Here is a 15,134-nt window from a genome sequence, read left to right on the forward strand (position 1 = left end):
TTAAAAATAGGAATTCTATTGATTTTCTAAATAACTTAATTTTTCCACTAATACTACTTGTTTTTTATTCCCGTGATTATATGTTCCTAAAATCGTTCCAGTAAATGTACCAGATAATTCTGATGCTAAGAAAGCACATTCTGCTTGTCCCAGCGCATGTTCATTTTCTTCTACAATATAAGAAAAGTAATAGTATTTTTCATCTGCTGTTACCTTTAATTCTATGGAGGACGTCGCTGGCAAGTCGTATTCACAAACTATATAGTTAATGCTTCCAATTTTCTTTCGGAAGGAAATTTTATTATAAGCCGAATCAACCTCTACAGAATAGTGGAAATCCTTCGACATGAAGGTTGAAATTCCAAATTTTCCTTGTTTATGATTACTAAAATCAATTTCTACTGAAAAATACATTTTAAACTCAGACTGACGAATTCCTAAAAAAGAAACCGTGCTTACATCAGACAATCCCCCTTCAGATCCGTACATCATCATTCCTTTATTTTCAATAAATTGATAGTTATTCACATCAGGATTTCTTAGGAAAATTATTCTATCTGGAATTTGGTCTAACTCCATAAAGTTATACGATACACTATTTTCTTTGATGACCTGTGGATTAATCAATGGACCGTCCATTTCTAATTCAAGTTTATTGTTCTTATTAACGATTGGCCATCTCTCTGAGTTCCAAGTAACTGGCGTTAAAAAGGTTTCTCGTCCCAAATGATGATAATAACTATGACTACCCTTCACTCGAATTCCTAAACAAACCATCCACCAATTTCCTAAATCATCTGCTACCATATCTGCATGCCCTACACACTGGATTTCACTTTGAATACTGCGGTGGGTTAGAATTGGGTTTGAGGGACAAGATTCATATGGTCCCCAAACAGAAGAACTTCTAAAAATTGTCACCATGTGACCATACTCAGTACCACCTTCAGCCATTAAAAGATAATAAAAACTATCACGTTTAAACACATGTGGGGACTCAGGAGCCTTTCCACCAGTTCCTGCACAAATATAGGTTCTTTCGGAAAGTAGCTTCCCGGTTGTGATATCTATTTCGGCCTGATAAATTCCTAATGCTTCATTAGACTTATAAGCATTTCCTTGAATGTATACTTTTCCATCATCGTCAAAGAATAAAGAAGGATCAATTCCTGGCCAACCATCAATAAATATTGGTTCGGACCACCCAGCTTCAATATCATCCGTATAAACATAAAAGTTCCGCATGATTGTAACATTGGTTACGATAATATATAGCCGTTTACCGTCACTCCGAATCGTTGGCGCAAATAACCCCTTGGAAGTTTCACTATTAGTTAAATCTAATTGGCTATTTTTATCTAGGCAATGTCCTTTTTGTTCCCAATTTACGAGATCATCACTTTCAAAAACCGGAATCCCAGGGAAATACTCAAATGTCGATGTGACTAAGTAATATTTTCCTTTGAATTTACAAACACTAGGATCTGGATAGAATCCTTTAAGAATTGGATTATGATATTTCATAGCGTCCTCCTAAATGAATCCAACTGCTGCAAGAATCATTGATAGAATCAGAATTCCAATAATAATTTTATTGGCACTAACTTTCTTTCGAACTAAACCAAAGCAAGCAATTGTGGCAAGCATAGGAAGCATACCTTTAAAGATTTGATCCAGAATTTCTTGAATTTTATATTCAGTCCCTGAAACAGTGAACGCAAAATTAGTAGAAATGGATACAGTTGAAGATATCATTCCCCCTACCATAATCAAACCTAAGATAGTAGCGGCTTTCGTTATAATGTTAATCAAACCATTTTGATAAGCCTTTTGGATGAATTGTGCACCCACATTATAGCCGAACTTAAATCCATAAAATCTTGGAATCATATAGGTCAAATTAAACAACACTAGAAACAAAATTGGACCTAATACATTTCCTTGTTCAGCTAAGCTAATCCCAATACCAGTAGTAATAATTCGAAAGGTTCCCCAAAATAAAGAATCACCAATACCTGCTAAAGGCCCCATTAAGCTAGCTTTTACAGCATTGATTGAAGCTGCATCAAAGGAAGAGTCTGCTGCATTTTCTTCTTCCATACTAGTAGTGACACCTGCCAAAAATGTTGAAAATGGAGGGGATATATTAAAATATGCCATATTTCTCTTCATTGCTTCTTTTAATTCTTGAGGTTTATCTTTATAGATTCTTTTCAAAGCTGGAAATAATGTATATGCCATAGCATTTCCTTGGGCATTGATGTAATTCCATGAGCCTGACAGTGTCAAAGAACGATAAAAGCTAGAACGATTTAATTTATTCAATTCCTTTTTTTCTAGTTTAGTCAAAGAAATCATCTCCATTCGTTGTTGACGTGCTAGTTGTATTACTATTACTCATTTCAACCAACTCTTTATCTCGGAGTCCAACTACAACTGCAACTACAATTCCAATACAAGCAATACCCATCAACGGCATTCCAAGATATGCATTTAAAACAAATCCCAATAAAGCAAAGACTGCAATTTTAGAATCCCACAACATGTTTAATAGAAGTGCAATCCCTAATGCAGGTAGAATTTGACCGGTTAAAGTAAGGCCATCCATAATCACTTGAGGGATAATGTCTAATAGATGTTGAATGGCTGTAGTTCCTAATGAAATGCCGACAAATCCAACTATAAAATACACGGCACATTGAGCTAAACAAAGTGCCCAATGTAAGGTAGCAAATTTCTTATATTCACCCTTATCAACCAAGGAATTGAAACGATCCAAGAAAAGGCCGACTACAAAAAGACAAGCCTGATTAATAGCAACAGCTAACATACTAATTGGAATAGCCAAAGTCAATGCGATTTCAACATTCTGATTAGTAAGAATTGCAAATGCTGTTCCGAAAATTGATCCAGTCATTGTATCTGATGGTAGTGAACCACCGATTTGAGAAGTTCCTAAGAAAACAACTTCAATTGCTGCTCCCATGATTAACCCTTGCCTCAAATCTCCTAACAATAATCCTACCAATGCCCCCATTACCAATGGGCGTCTTAACATCGGATCCCCTAATGCCTTATCAGAAAACAATCCAAATGCCATTAGTCCCCCGACAACTAACGATTCATATATCATAACCAATTCTCCTTTCCAAAGTTAATTTGTGTTTTTGAATCTGATGGAATTGTTTGAATGTATAAATCATTGACCATTTCGTCAATCATTCGTAAATCTTTTTTATCTTCATCCGTAACAAAAATATTTCGAGATAACTGTTCTTTCTTAGCCCCCTCCAAGTTATTCATTCTTCCATAATTACCTAAATTTACTTCATTGACCTGTTCTGGTAACCCTTTCACTAATTTCAACGCATCTTTAGGAGATGCTACCACTACAAAAATATTTAATTTTTCAGCTCTCGGGTCTCGTAACATACCAACTGCATCATCTACTGTTTTAAATGCTGCTTTAATGTTTGAAGGAACCGCCATTGATAAAGCCATTTTTTGTGTCTCATCACTAGCAGCCTGATCATTTGCAACAACAATTCTAGTCGCTCCTAAAAATTTAGACCACACTACTGCAACTTGACCATGGATAAGTCGATCATCTACTCTTAATAAACTAATCATTATTAATCCTCCCAAATATCCTCTTCAATAATTTTTTTGAATTTTACTTCTTGGATTGCATTTTTTCCTGCTTCAACGCTATTAACAATGGACTGGCTAGCATCTTCTACATTTGACATTACAAACTCAAGCAACATTGCAACATTCATACCAGAAATAAGATGAATATTTTCACTAGTAATAAATTTTGTCAATGCTGTATTTACACTACCCCCAGGAAAATCGCTGAACATAAAAAGGTGATCATCTTGATCCATTCCATCGATTATCTTTTGTGTTTCATCTAGAATAAAACTCGGATCCTTCTCTGGGGTCATACACAACGCATAAATTCTTCCTTTATCCCCTGTAATCATCTCAACAGTATTTTGCATTCCTTTTGCAAGCTCTCCATGAGATGCTAATAGTATTTTATTCATTGAAATTCACCTCGCTTCCTTTACATAATATTTAAAGCAATAATCGTGCCAAGTAATCAAAAAATTGCTATAAAGCCTTTTTTAAGCACATAAAAAAAAGTGTCTAACACACAAAAAAAGTTAGACACTTCCATTAGACATATTATTTTTTTAAAAATGTACGTAATAATTCATATAATAATGAAAGCTCATAAGCATTTACCTTCAAATTATATTTCATTTCAAGCGGTTGGAAGATACTACGAGAAACATAATAGAACTCTTCTTCAGTTGGAGATAACTCGTGGGTTGGTTCCTCTGATTTTTCGGTTCGAGACAAAAATAAACGTTCCATCATCAGAGCTGTGTGCATATATAAATTTAACTTGATTCTACCATTTAAAGTAAATCTATAATAATTTTCATACTTTGATATGGCTGTTTCCACCTCAGAAATGACGATTGCTGGATTTAAAAAATTTAATCGACTGACAACGCCTTCTATCGAAAAGAACTTCACTAGCTCTTGAATCAACTCTAAGTATTCTTGATGAGTAAGCTCATCTTGGAAAATCTGTTCAAAGCGATCACTTTCCTCCCCCTCTAAAATATCGTATATATTTATATTAGGTATTAAAAATGATTTAGGGAGATCCGAAGTTGTAATAACTAACTTGGTATTGTCAAAAAATTTTTCATCATTTTGACTAATTAACTCGCGTAATTCTCGGTATTCTTTTACAAAAACTTCAATTGTATCTCCTGATAAATATTCTGAAAAGATATCTTTTAGCTTATTGGAAATTCCTAAACCGGACATACAAGAAATGATGATATTTTTTTTAGGAGAAAAACCTTCAAAATATTGAACATTCACCGAATACTTACCGACAGCATCTTCCGATATTTGATTAAAAGGCACGTTATTGGTCATTTTTAGGCCAATATCCAAAGCAATCGAGGTAGTCAAATTATTCAGAATTAATAACTCCCCTTTTAAATCACTTTTGATTTTCGTATAAATTTGATTCAATGATCCCATATCTACAATTAAAATTAGCCCATTAGTATTGACTTGATTGTTTACAAACCGCTTTGTTAATTGCACGACTTCTAACACATTACTTTCGATAGGCATATCAAAAGCTTCGAAAACGTAATCTCCACACAGCTGATTTACTACTGATTGGATACTTGTTGCGGTAGAATCTCCGTGGGCTAATAATAAACCTTTTAACTGTAGCTTCTCATCCACATAATCAGATAAAGTTATAATAAGTAACAATTCTAACAGTTCTCGCTCATTTTGAGTAAGTGCTGGTAAATGATCCAAAAATGCCGAGCATACATAGGCCGTTCTGGGGAATTCTTTTGTTAGACTTCTAACTAGCTTAGAAAGATTTACGCTATATTCTGGTATGTTTGCATATATCCTGCTACTAACTTCAGCAGCAGGATAACTATTAATCAAGCCATATTTTTTTTGAACTTTTTTTTGCCAGATCTTTTGGTACATTTGCATTTTCAGTTGTTGTGAATCTGTTAATTGAAATTTTTGATCCAACAATGTAATTAAGCTTTGAATTTCTTTTTTTAATACGATTGTTCTCGCTGACAAATCGTTATTGTTAAATTGAGTCATCATTTTTTCTAACCGCTCATCTAAGTCAAAAAAATTCTGCTTATTTAATGAGAAAGGTTGCTTATATGAAATAAGTAAATCATTAATTGGAAAGGCGACTTCTCTAGACACTTGTTTTAGTGATTCAATTGGCAGATCTCTTTTGGTAACTACTAGGTTTGAACCACTTCTTTTACTATACGCATCCGCACAACTTATTTTGATTATATTCTTTAGTCGACCAATATTACCTAATATTGAATGTGTAAGTAAAATTTCTAATACCTCTTTGGTAACTAAAATATCTTTTTCAAGAATCTCTGCTTCATTATGGAAAAATAATTGAACAAACTCAATTTGTTCAATTAACGGTCGCACACCAAAATCAGGTATTTTTACCACTACTTGAATACGCCGTTCGAAAGTATCCAGAAAAAAGTCCTCACTTTTTTCCGTAGTCGCAAAAATAAAGCGAACATTGGCTTCCGACCAATCTGAATTTTCCCCGATAGGTCGGTATTTTCCTGTATCCATAAATAAGAAAAGTTTTTCTTGGTTTTCACGAGAAAGCCTATGGATTTCATCTAAAAAAAGATATCCTCCATCTGCGTGCGACAATAATCCTTTGGTATCTTTTTCAGCTCCGGTAAATGCTCCCTTTTTATACCCAAACAGTGTTGAAGATAATAATTCAGGATTGTCCGCGTAATCTGCACAATTCAGAACTGATAAAGGTGCACTCTGTCCAATAATTCCAACTTCTTTAGCATAATTAAAAATTTGATTTGCTAAAAAACTTTTACCAACACCAGTGCTACCATTTATTAGTATATTCAACCCGCTTGGCGGATACTTAACAGCAGAAATACACTTTTGAATAATTTCCCTCAAACTACCATCATAACCAACTACATTTTGGAAAGAATTGGTTTCTTCATTAGAATTTTCAAGCATATTCTGTTTAATTGGTTTCCAATAAACAGGTTTCCCAGAAATTTTATCTACAAACCCTTCTTCCATTAGCCTGGTTAAATAATGGCTAACATTCTGTCTAGAAATATTCAGAATAAAGGCAATATCAGCAGCAGTAGCAGATGGAGACTCCTCTTGATTTGTAATACTTATAAGAGTTTCAAACACCTTATTTTTAGCACTTTTTTTCATCTTTACCTCCTAGCTATAGATGTGTCTAAAAGATATTGACTGAATTATACTTCAGATTTTAAAATGTGTCTAATACAAAAAGTTCGAGGCTCACCGAAATATATTTCTTATGATTTAACTCAATTCAATTTGAGTATTAACTCAGTTGAAATTACTGATTTTACAGCTAGTTCCATTGTCAATATATTAACAAATAATAAAAAATATAGCTAAAGAATGTGAAATCAAATATACAGCTGGATGTAAAGATGACCCCTTCAATTTATGGAGAAGATTGATTAGACAACTCTGTTTTCAAGTGCTATTGATGAAGTGACCAAGGCCACTTCATCAAACAAATTCGTTTCAGTAACTAACCATCTGTACGATTAATGATTTTAAAATAGTAAATATTTTGAACTCTCGAGCTCATACAATTAAGAAAATCGCAAGAACACTAAGAAGCATATGAGACTACTTTTACAGAACATACAAAATACCACAAGGGAATATCAAGAAGATTCAACTATAACTGATAATAAAGATTAAAGAAAATTTGAAGTTCAGCTTTCTTCTAGTTTTCGATTTGAATTATTTGGAAACATAATATATATCACCCCGTAAGTAACACGGGGGTACCGAACTCATTAGAAATCTCTCTGAAGGTTGCTACAAAAGGCCTCATGAGCATTCTTCAAAGATTCGATTTTTGTCAAAATTAGCTAAATAGAAAAGCAAAAGACGTGTGAACGGACCGGCTGCCAGCGGCAGAGCCGAGTTCGTTTACACGTCTTTTTTGTGTTTTCTCAAAAAAGAAACTTTTTCGAAATGAGGCGATTAAGAAGCAAATAGTTTAAGAATCTCTTACAAGTCAATTCAATTGTCTGTTGTTTCGAAAAATTACCCTACTCAGATTGTAGTAGTAATGGAAGGGAAATCATCCATAAAGAAAATTATGAGAAATTCCACATTTTTTGGAAAATAGGGAGTTCCAAATTGTTCTTGTTAGTGAAAGGAGGAAATTTTATGCAACTGATTCGTGCACCCACTCTACTTTGTTTCAACCAATTAAAACAAAGACTAAATTCAAAATCAAAGGAGAAATACACATGTCAAATAAATTAATGATCCAAAAAGGAACCAGCATCTCACTAAACGATTCAGAAACTGTCAATCTAGCTAGCCTACGTTTCGATCTCAAACAATTCAAACTCCCGCAACGTTTTGTTGTAGCCAAAAGTGATATTCAAATGCGCATGGAACGTGAACAGAATCATGTTGGCGAACGTGTAGAGACCGGGCTAATGATCCTCACCTTCAAAGTCTATGATCGGGCTTTTGTCGAACTGGTTCTGAATAACGGCGGAACAGAACTCGGCTCCCCGATTACCATTGTGGTCGAGCATCAAGAAGAACTGCCCATTTTAGATAACTATGAAGACGGCGAGTTGATTCCCATTCGTTTTACTGGTTTAAATGTCTATCCCCGAAAAATTCAGAAAAAATCATTTGTGGGAGAAGGTCAACCAATGATTGATACCTGGCAATTTGCAGCATTGAAAATCAGTGCCACCTCCTATCAACTAGGAGAAGTGAATGAACCAAACACACCGGCAAAGTAACGAATGTCTAATCGATTTTCTACGTTTTTCATTACCAGATTCTTCAATGGAAAAAGTTGCGGACTTATTGGGAATTGCCCTTTCTGACTTCACTTCGGAAAAGAAAGGGAGTCCTTTTCCCACTTACGATTCTCACTATTCCTTTGCAGATATTATCATTCACCAGAGTGATCACCACAATAATCTATTAGTAAACTTATCGGGTCAAGGGTGTCGCCAATATGAAGAATATATGTCTAGCGTGGAGGGGTGGCATTGGCAGAAATTCTTAGCCACCATTCTAAAAGCCAAAGGAACCATTACTCGTGCCGACTTGGCAATGGATTTATTTGACGGCTCCTCTCCTCCTGTGTCTACCTTGCAAAAATACGTGAAGAACGGCCAACTCAGCTCTCAAAGTCGCCACTTTCGGGAAGTAAACAGTGGGCAACTACAGAAAGGCATTCTAACTGGCCATACGCTTTATATTGGCGCTCAGCCGCAACTACTGCGGATTTATGACAAAAAGCAAGAAATCCGCGATAAAACGGGGGAAATTGCTCAAGTCAACGAGTGGGTTCGCTGGGAACTGGAATTAACCGATCAGAAAGCTCGGCAAGCCGTAGAAAAGCTTGCGAAAGGAATACCACTCAATACGGTAATTCGCGGCATTTTAGCTTCCCACTACAGCTTCAAGACCAAACCCAAAGGCCCCGTCAACTATCATAACAAAGCTCGTTGGCCGAACATGAAATGGTGGGATAAATTTGTGGGGGGTATTCCCAAAATACCCTTACGTGTAATTCGTGAAAAACCAACCTTTTCCAAGAAGAAAGCTTGGTTAGAAAATGCCACTTCGAAATCGCTCGCCATGATTTACGAAGCTTTTCTACAAGCCTATGGCCCAGAACAAGCAGAAGTTTATTTGAGAGAATTACTAGCCACAGGAAAAGAAAAATTCACGGAAACAGATCAGACCTTTATCGAACAAAAAATACTGGAATTGGAAAATGAAGATTCTTACTAGAGAAAGGAGGTTGCCTATGCACGAAGTTCAATTTTTACTGAACGATGAGCAGATGAAACAGCTAGGAAATAGTGTGTACACACTTCTTCTAAACAATGTGAATCAAGTACGACAAGATACTGCGATTGACAAACGCTATTTAACCAAGAAAGAAACTTGCCAGTATCTCCATATTGCGAACAACACTTTGGACAAATGGGTCGAACAAGGCCTGCCAAAAATTACGATTCAAGGTGTTGTGCGGTTTGATCGGCAAGCTATAGACGAATGGCTCCATTGCTATACTCGCTAGAAGCGGTTTATAATCAGAACGTAGTAATTCCTACGTTCTGGTTTGCGTATAAGAAAGTAGGAAATAACATGGCAATTACTAAACTGAAAAACAACCACTACAAATTGGAGGTGTTTTACCCCAAGGAGGTGCGACAAATTCTCGGTGTCACTACCGAGCGCTACCGCAAAACATTTAGGACGAAAAAAGAAGCGGAACAGGCTGAAAAAGACCTGTCTCAAAAAATTCAACGTGTGCTTAATGAAAAGAGTGCTCGTTCATTTGAATTAAGCGGTCATATCAAATTCAAAGAGTTTTATGAGACAGTTTGGTTGGATATGTATATTGCTGGTTCTACTGGACGATCTAGGCAAATACCAACTGCCACAACCGTTAGCAATACGAAAGATGTCTTCCGTCTTCATATTCTACCGATGTTTGGTGAATATTCCATCAAGTTCTTAAACGACAATAAAGACTTTGTGCTTCGCGCTTTGATGAAAAAATCCCAAACTTACGCCAATATCAAAATCATCAAAAGTTACGTCAATCAGATTTTTGATATTGCGGAGCTATTAGAGTATATCGAATACAATCGGATTGAAAAAGTGATTCGGTACGTGGGTGATCCCAAGAAACAACAACTAAAGGCGGAGCGTCAGCTAAACGGTGAAGCACTGACAGCCGAAGAATTGATTGCTTGGTTAGACGCAGTCAATGAGGATTACAGCAAAGGTTTACTAATCATGCAAGACTATGTTCTCTTGATGCTAACGTTGAACCTAGGTGACCGCAAGAGCGAATCCTATGCCCTTCAGTGGAAGCATATTGATTTTGAAAATGGTTATGTCAGTTTGATTCAAAGTAAGGATAAATTTGGTAATTTAAAATCCACAAAAGGTCGAAAAGCCACGAAGTTCAAGATTCCGACATTCCTTATTAAACTATTGAAAGAATGGAAGCTAAAACAAAAGGAAGAACTTTTACAACTTGGGATTAAGCAGATAAAAGAACAATTTCTTTTCACTTATGCCAATCGAAGTGGCGAAGTAAATATTCCGGTTCATGTGGATTACTTAAATTATCGGCTAAAATCCATTCACCGAAGACATGAGGAACTAACCCAGACAAATCCACACAAGCTACGACATACCTTTAGCACGTTGGCTCGTGAAGGTGGTGCAACAATGGCGCAAATTTCTCAAGCCCTAACCCATTCGGATATCAAAACGACAGAAATATACGTCAATACCCCAAATATTGTCGATCTTTCCACTTATGAGAAATTCGAGAAACGCCTAGATGAAGCGCGACAAGCAAAATAAATAACTATTTAAAATAACAATTATACAACCTAAAAAGAACGATGATATAGTGTCTGACCTAGGTCTTAAAAACAGCCAATTCAAAATCTCGTACATTTTTTCGTACCTAAGCGTACAAAAAAAGACACTCTCCAAAAATTGGAAAGTGCCTGAAACGTTGATATATAAGGGATATTAACGCTTAGAGAATTGAGAAGCTTTACGAGCTTTTTTAAGACCTGGTTTTTTACGTTCAACCATACGTGCGTCACGAGTAAGTAAGCCAGCACGTTTAAGAGCTAAACGGAAATCAGGATCAACTTGTAACAATGCGCGTGCGATACCGTGACGGATTGCACCTGATTGTCCAGCGTATCCACCACCATTTACGTTTACAAAAACATCGTATGAACCTTTAGTTTCTGTAACGCCGAATGGTTGGTTGATTACTTCACGCAAGTCTGCGTGTGGGATGTATTCTTCAACATCTTTTTTGTTAACAGTAATTTTACCAGTACCTGGTACTAAACGTACGCGGGCTACTGCATTTTTACGACGGCCAGTGCCGATATATTGAGCTTGTGCCAATGAAATTCCCTCCTATTAGATTAAGTTTGTGATGTCCAATACTTCTGGTTGTTGTGCAGCATGTGGGTGTTCAGCGCCAGCATAAACATGAAGTTTCATTCCTTGTTTACGGCCTAAAGTGTTTTTAGGAAGCATGCCTTTTACAGAAGTTTCGATCAAACGACGAGAATTTTTAGCACGTAATTCTCCAGCAGAGACTGATTTCAATCCTCCTGGGAAGTTTGAGTGACGGTAATAAATTTTATCGCTTGCTTTGTTACCTGTTAATTTGATTTTTTCTGCATTAATGACGATTACGAAATCGCCTGTATCCACATGAGGTGTGAATGTTGGTTTATTTTTACCACGTAAGACAGATGCTACTACTGCTGAAAGACGACCCATAGGAACATCTGTTGCATCTACTACGTACCATTTACGTTCTACTTCGCCTGGTTTGGCCATATATGTTGTACGCACAATTTTTTCCTCCAATTCAATTTCACGAATGTTTGACATACACTTGAGTTTCCGGGGCTCTTGTGGGGCAAACAATACCATATAACATAATACCTTCTATAAAGCCTAATGTCAACGTAATTCCGCCTCTTTTTGAAAATTTTCTCCATTCGTTTTCTGCCATTTTCTCTGAAAAACGAAACTTGTTGTTGCAGGTTTCTAAAACTGAATACCATAATGAATATTATGTATAAACTTTCATTAACAAAGTGAGCATCCACTTCTTTTCCTTAACCATCGATAATAGTATAAAAACCTGATAATCACCACTTTTATGTATAAATATTTAATTTTACCCTTGATTTATTATTTTTATTCTGATAAGATAGCTTCAATCACTTGAAAACACGCGGAAAAGGAGTTAATAAGTATGAAAGAAAAAGTAATATTGGCCTATTCTGGAGGATTAGATACCTCCGTTTCAATTAAATGGTTAACGGACCAAGGATATGATGTGGTGGCTTGCTGCCTAGACATCGGTGAAGGTCGCGACACCCAATCCATTAAAGACAAAGCTTTGGCAGTTGGCGCGATTGAATCTTATGCCATCGATGCCCGCGAAGAATTCGCCCAAGATTTTGCTTTGATCGCTTTACAAGGCAATACTTTTTATGAAAATTCTTATCCTCTTGTTTCCGCTTTGTCTCGTCCATTGATTGCCAAGAAATTGGTGGAGTTGGCATTAGCGACTGGCGCAACGACCGTCGCCCACGGCTGTACTGGTAAAGGCAACGACCAAGTTCGGTTTGAAGTGGCGATCGCTGCTTTAGCGCCTCACTTGAAAGTCATCGCACCGGTTCGGGAATGGAAATGGTCCCGAGAAGAAGAAATTGCCTATGCAGCGGAAAAAGGAGTGCCGATTCCCGCTGACTTGGACAATCCATATTCCATCGACCAAAACTTGTGGGGACGTGCCTGTGAGTGCGGCGTCTTAGAAGATCCTTGGGCAACACCGCCAAAAGGAGCCTACGCCATCACGCAAGAATTAGAAGATACTCCTGACGTACCAACGATCGTTGAGATCACTTTTGATCAAGGGGTACCGACCGCCATTGATGGCGAAACGATGAATCTAGCAGAATTGATCATGAAACTAAACCGAATGGCTGGCGAGCATGGCGTTGGTCGGATCGACCATATCGAAAATCGTCTGGTGGGAATCAAATCACGGGAAGTTTATGAATGTCCAGGAGCGATCGCTTTGATGACGGCTCATAAAGAATTGGAAGATTTGGTCTTTGTACGGGAATTGGCGCATTTCAAACCAATCATCGAGCAGCAATTAGCCCAAGTCATCTATGATGGTCTTTGGTTCAATCCATTGACGGAAGCCTTGATTACCTTCCTGAAAAGCACGCAAGTCTACGTCAACGGGATCGTGCGTTTGAAATTGTTCAAAGGCAATGTCATTTGTGAAGGACGGAAATCTGAAAACAGCTTGTACGATGAAAACTTAGCAACGTATACTTCTGCAGATACCTTTGATCAGCATGCGGCCATCGGCTTCATCAAATTATGGGGACTGCCAAGCAAAGTGCACGCTGAGATCCAAGCACAACAGCAACTAACAGAAACATTGATTTAAGTATGCACGGCTGAAGCTGCCGCTTCAGCCGTAATCTTTTTTTGAGGTGAGAATATGGCAAAATTATGGGGCGGACGTTTCGATGGGAAAAATGAAGCATGGATCGATGCTTTTGGGGCTTCCATCACGTTTGATCAAAAGTTAGCAAAGCAAGACATTCTTGGCAGTTTGGCCCATGTCAAAATGCTGGTCCATACGGGCATCATCAGTCAAACCGATGGCGAAGCGATCATTGGCGGCTTGACCACGATTCAACAGCAATTAGCCGCTGGCGAATTGACCTTCACGATTGAAAATGAAGACATCCATTTAAACATCGAGACATTCTTGCATGAATTGATTGGACCAGTGGCAGGCAAATTGCATACTGCCCGTAGTCGTAATGACCAAGTGGCGACCGATATGCATTTGTATTTGAAAGAAGTCGTGCAAGAGGTGATCACTTTGATCGCTGAGTTGCGAGAAGCGCTGGTTTTACAAGCCGAAGCCAACATCTACACCATCATGCCCGGTTATACCCATCTGCAGCATGCACAGCCGATTTCTTTTGCCCATCACCTCTTAGCCTATTACAGTATGCTGACGCGTGACCAAGAGCGTTTCAGTGAGAGTTTGAGCCGCATCGATGTGATGCCTTTAGGCAGTGCTGCTTTGGCAGGAACTACCTTCCCTATCGATCGCGCCTTCACTGCTCAAGAGTTAGGGTTCAGCAATATTTACAGCAACAGCCTAGATGCGGTCAGCGATCGTGATTTTATCTTGGAATTTTTAAGCAACGCCTCTTTATTGATGATGCATCTGTCTCGTTTTTGTGAAGAGCTGATTCTTTGGTGCAGCCACGAGTACCAATTCGTGGAACTGACCGATACCTTCTCCACTGGCAGTTCCATCATGCCTCAAAAGAAAAACCCTGACATGGCGGAGCTGATCCGTGGAAAAACAGGACGTGTCTATGGGAACCTCTTTGGTCTTTTGACGGTCATGAAGGGCTTGCCGCTGGCGTACAACAAAGATTTCCAAGAAGACAAAGAAGGTATGTTTGACAGTGCCGAAACCATCACGAAAAGCTTGCAGATCATGACGGGCATGATCGCAACGATGAAGGTCAATCAAGCACGGATGCAAGAATCCACTGAAAAGGATTTTTCCAACGCAACAGAATTAGCGGATTACTTAGCTGGCAAAGGCGTGCCTTTCAGACAAGCACATGAGATTGTCGGCAAACTCGTCAGCGAGTGCTTGACCAAAGGCATCTATCTGCAAGATGTTTCCTTGGAAGACTACCAAGCGATCCATCCTGCCATCGACAGCGATATTTTTGAAAAACTTGACTCCTACACCGCCGTCAAAAATCGTCATTCCTATGGCGGCACCGGTTTTAATCAAGTGGCACAGCAAATTGAAGCCGCCAAAACATTATTAACAAGCAAGTAAAAAAACCAGCGAAGAAAATTCTTCGCTGGTTTTT

At 37.8% G+C, this 15,134-nt stretch carries 14 protein-coding genes; 6 read left to right on the top strand and 8 right to left on the bottom strand.

Features of this window, described 5'->3' with window-relative positions:
* Positions 1 to 15: 15 nt before the first annotated feature.
* The 6 genes from IGJ25_RS00685 to IGJ25_RS00710 all read right to left on the bottom strand — a co-directional run bounded on the left by IGJ25_RS00685 (position 16) and on the right by IGJ25_RS00710 (position 6,813).
* Positions 16 to 1,524, bottom strand: coding sequence for a glycoside hydrolase family 43 protein (locus IGJ25_RS00685; protein WP_225000778.1), 1,509 nt, complete (start codon positions 1,522 to 1,524; stop codon positions 16 to 18).
* Positions 1,525 to 1,533: 9 nt separating this feature from the next.
* Entirely contained in the window at positions 1,534 to 2,349 is an 816-nt protein-coding gene (locus IGJ25_RS00690; protein WP_225000777.1) for a PTS system mannose/fructose/sorbose family transporter subunit IID, read from the bottom strand.
* Positions 2,342 to 3,100, bottom strand: a complete 759-nt coding sequence (locus IGJ25_RS00695) for a PTS mannose/fructose/sorbose/N-acetylgalactosamine transporter subunit IIC (RefSeq protein ID WP_225000776.1) — start codon at positions 3,098 to 3,100, stop codon at positions 2,342 to 2,344. Before IGJ25_RS00695 ends, IGJ25_RS00690 begins: the two co-directional genes overlap by 8 nt.
* 29 nt (positions 3,101 to 3,129) lie before the next feature.
* The gene (locus IGJ25_RS00700) at positions 3,130 to 3,630 is read right to left on the bottom strand and encodes a PTS sugar transporter subunit IIB (protein ID WP_225000775.1); all 501 of its coding nucleotides are present in this window, start codon (positions 3,628 to 3,630) and stop codon (positions 3,130 to 3,132) included.
* A 2-nt stretch (positions 3,631 to 3,632) separates the two neighbouring features.
* A complete protein-coding gene (locus tag IGJ25_RS00705) occupies positions 3,633 to 4,049 on the bottom strand; it encodes a PTS sugar transporter subunit IIA (RefSeq protein ID WP_142652036.1) in 417 nt (138 codons plus the stop codon).
* A 142-nt stretch (positions 4,050 to 4,191) separates the two neighbouring features.
* Positions 4,192 to 6,813, bottom strand: coding sequence for a sigma 54-interacting transcriptional regulator (locus IGJ25_RS00710; RefSeq protein WP_225000774.1), 2,622 nt, complete (start codon positions 6,811 to 6,813; stop codon positions 4,192 to 4,194).
* A gap of 1,088 nt (positions 6,814 to 7,901) precedes the next feature.
* On the opposite strand from IGJ25_RS00710, the gene IGJ25_RS00715 reads away from it, so the two are divergent.
* From IGJ25_RS00715 to IGJ25_RS00730, 4 genes are all read left to right on the top strand, one after another.
* Complete coding sequence (locus IGJ25_RS00715; RefSeq protein WP_048603188.1) at positions 7,902 to 8,414, top strand: hypothetical protein; 513 nt, start codon at positions 7,902 to 7,904, stop codon at positions 8,412 to 8,414.
* Positions 8,389 to 9,420, top strand: a complete 1,032-nt coding sequence (locus IGJ25_RS00720; protein ID WP_064687422.1) for a replication initiation factor domain-containing protein — start codon at positions 8,389 to 8,391, stop codon at positions 9,418 to 9,420. The genes IGJ25_RS00715 and IGJ25_RS00720 overlap by 26 nt, the downstream gene beginning before the upstream one ends.
* 16 nt (positions 9,421 to 9,436) lie before the next feature.
* The gene (locus tag IGJ25_RS00725; protein WP_048603186.1) at positions 9,437 to 9,712 is read left to right on the top strand and encodes a helix-turn-helix domain-containing protein; all 276 of its coding nucleotides are present in this window, start codon (positions 9,437 to 9,439) and stop codon (positions 9,710 to 9,712) included.
* A 68-nt stretch (positions 9,713 to 9,780) separates the two neighbouring features.
* Positions 9,781 to 11,016 carry a tyrosine-type recombinase/integrase gene (locus tag IGJ25_RS00730; protein WP_225000773.1) on the top strand — a complete coding sequence of 412 codons (1,236 nt, stop codon included), beginning with the start codon at positions 9,781 to 9,783 and terminating at the stop codon, positions 11,014 to 11,016.
* 174 nt (positions 11,017 to 11,190) lie between these two features.
* Here IGJ25_RS00730 and rpsI read toward each other — a convergent pair whose 3' ends face one another.
* Together rpsI and rplM are read right to left on the bottom strand one after the other, a co-directional pair.
* Positions 11,191 to 11,583 carry a 30S ribosomal protein S9 gene (gene rpsI / locus IGJ25_RS00735; RefSeq protein ID WP_003128901.1) on the bottom strand — a complete coding sequence of 131 codons (393 nt, stop codon included), beginning with the start codon at positions 11,581 to 11,583 and terminating at the stop codon, positions 11,191 to 11,193.
* A 15-nt stretch (positions 11,584 to 11,598) separates the two neighbouring features.
* Positions 11,599 to 12,045: a 50S ribosomal protein L13 gene (gene rplM / locus IGJ25_RS00740; RefSeq protein WP_301280258.1), complete on the bottom strand. Its 447-nt coding sequence runs from the start codon at positions 12,043 to 12,045 to the stop codon at positions 11,599 to 11,601.
* Positions 12,046 to 12,451: 406 nt separating this feature from the next.
* Between rplM and IGJ25_RS00745 the strand changes: the two genes are divergently transcribed.
* Positions 12,452 to 13,666, top strand: a complete 1,215-nt coding sequence (locus tag IGJ25_RS00745) for an argininosuccinate synthase (RefSeq protein ID WP_005233014.1) — start codon at positions 12,452 to 12,454, stop codon at positions 13,664 to 13,666.
* A 54-nt stretch (positions 13,667 to 13,720) separates the two neighbouring features.
* Positions 13,721 to 15,100, top strand: coding sequence for an argininosuccinate lyase (gene argH / locus IGJ25_RS00750; RefSeq protein WP_081117231.1), 1,380 nt, complete (start codon positions 13,721 to 13,723; stop codon positions 15,098 to 15,100).
* The last annotated feature ends 34 nt before the right edge of the window (positions 15,101 to 15,134 follow it).

The sequence above is a fragment of the Enterococcus sp. DIV0240d genome (assembly GCF_051711245.1).
GTDB classification, from domain to species: domain Bacteria; phylum Bacillota; class Bacilli; order Lactobacillales; family Enterococcaceae; genus Enterococcus_D; species Enterococcus_D casseliflavus.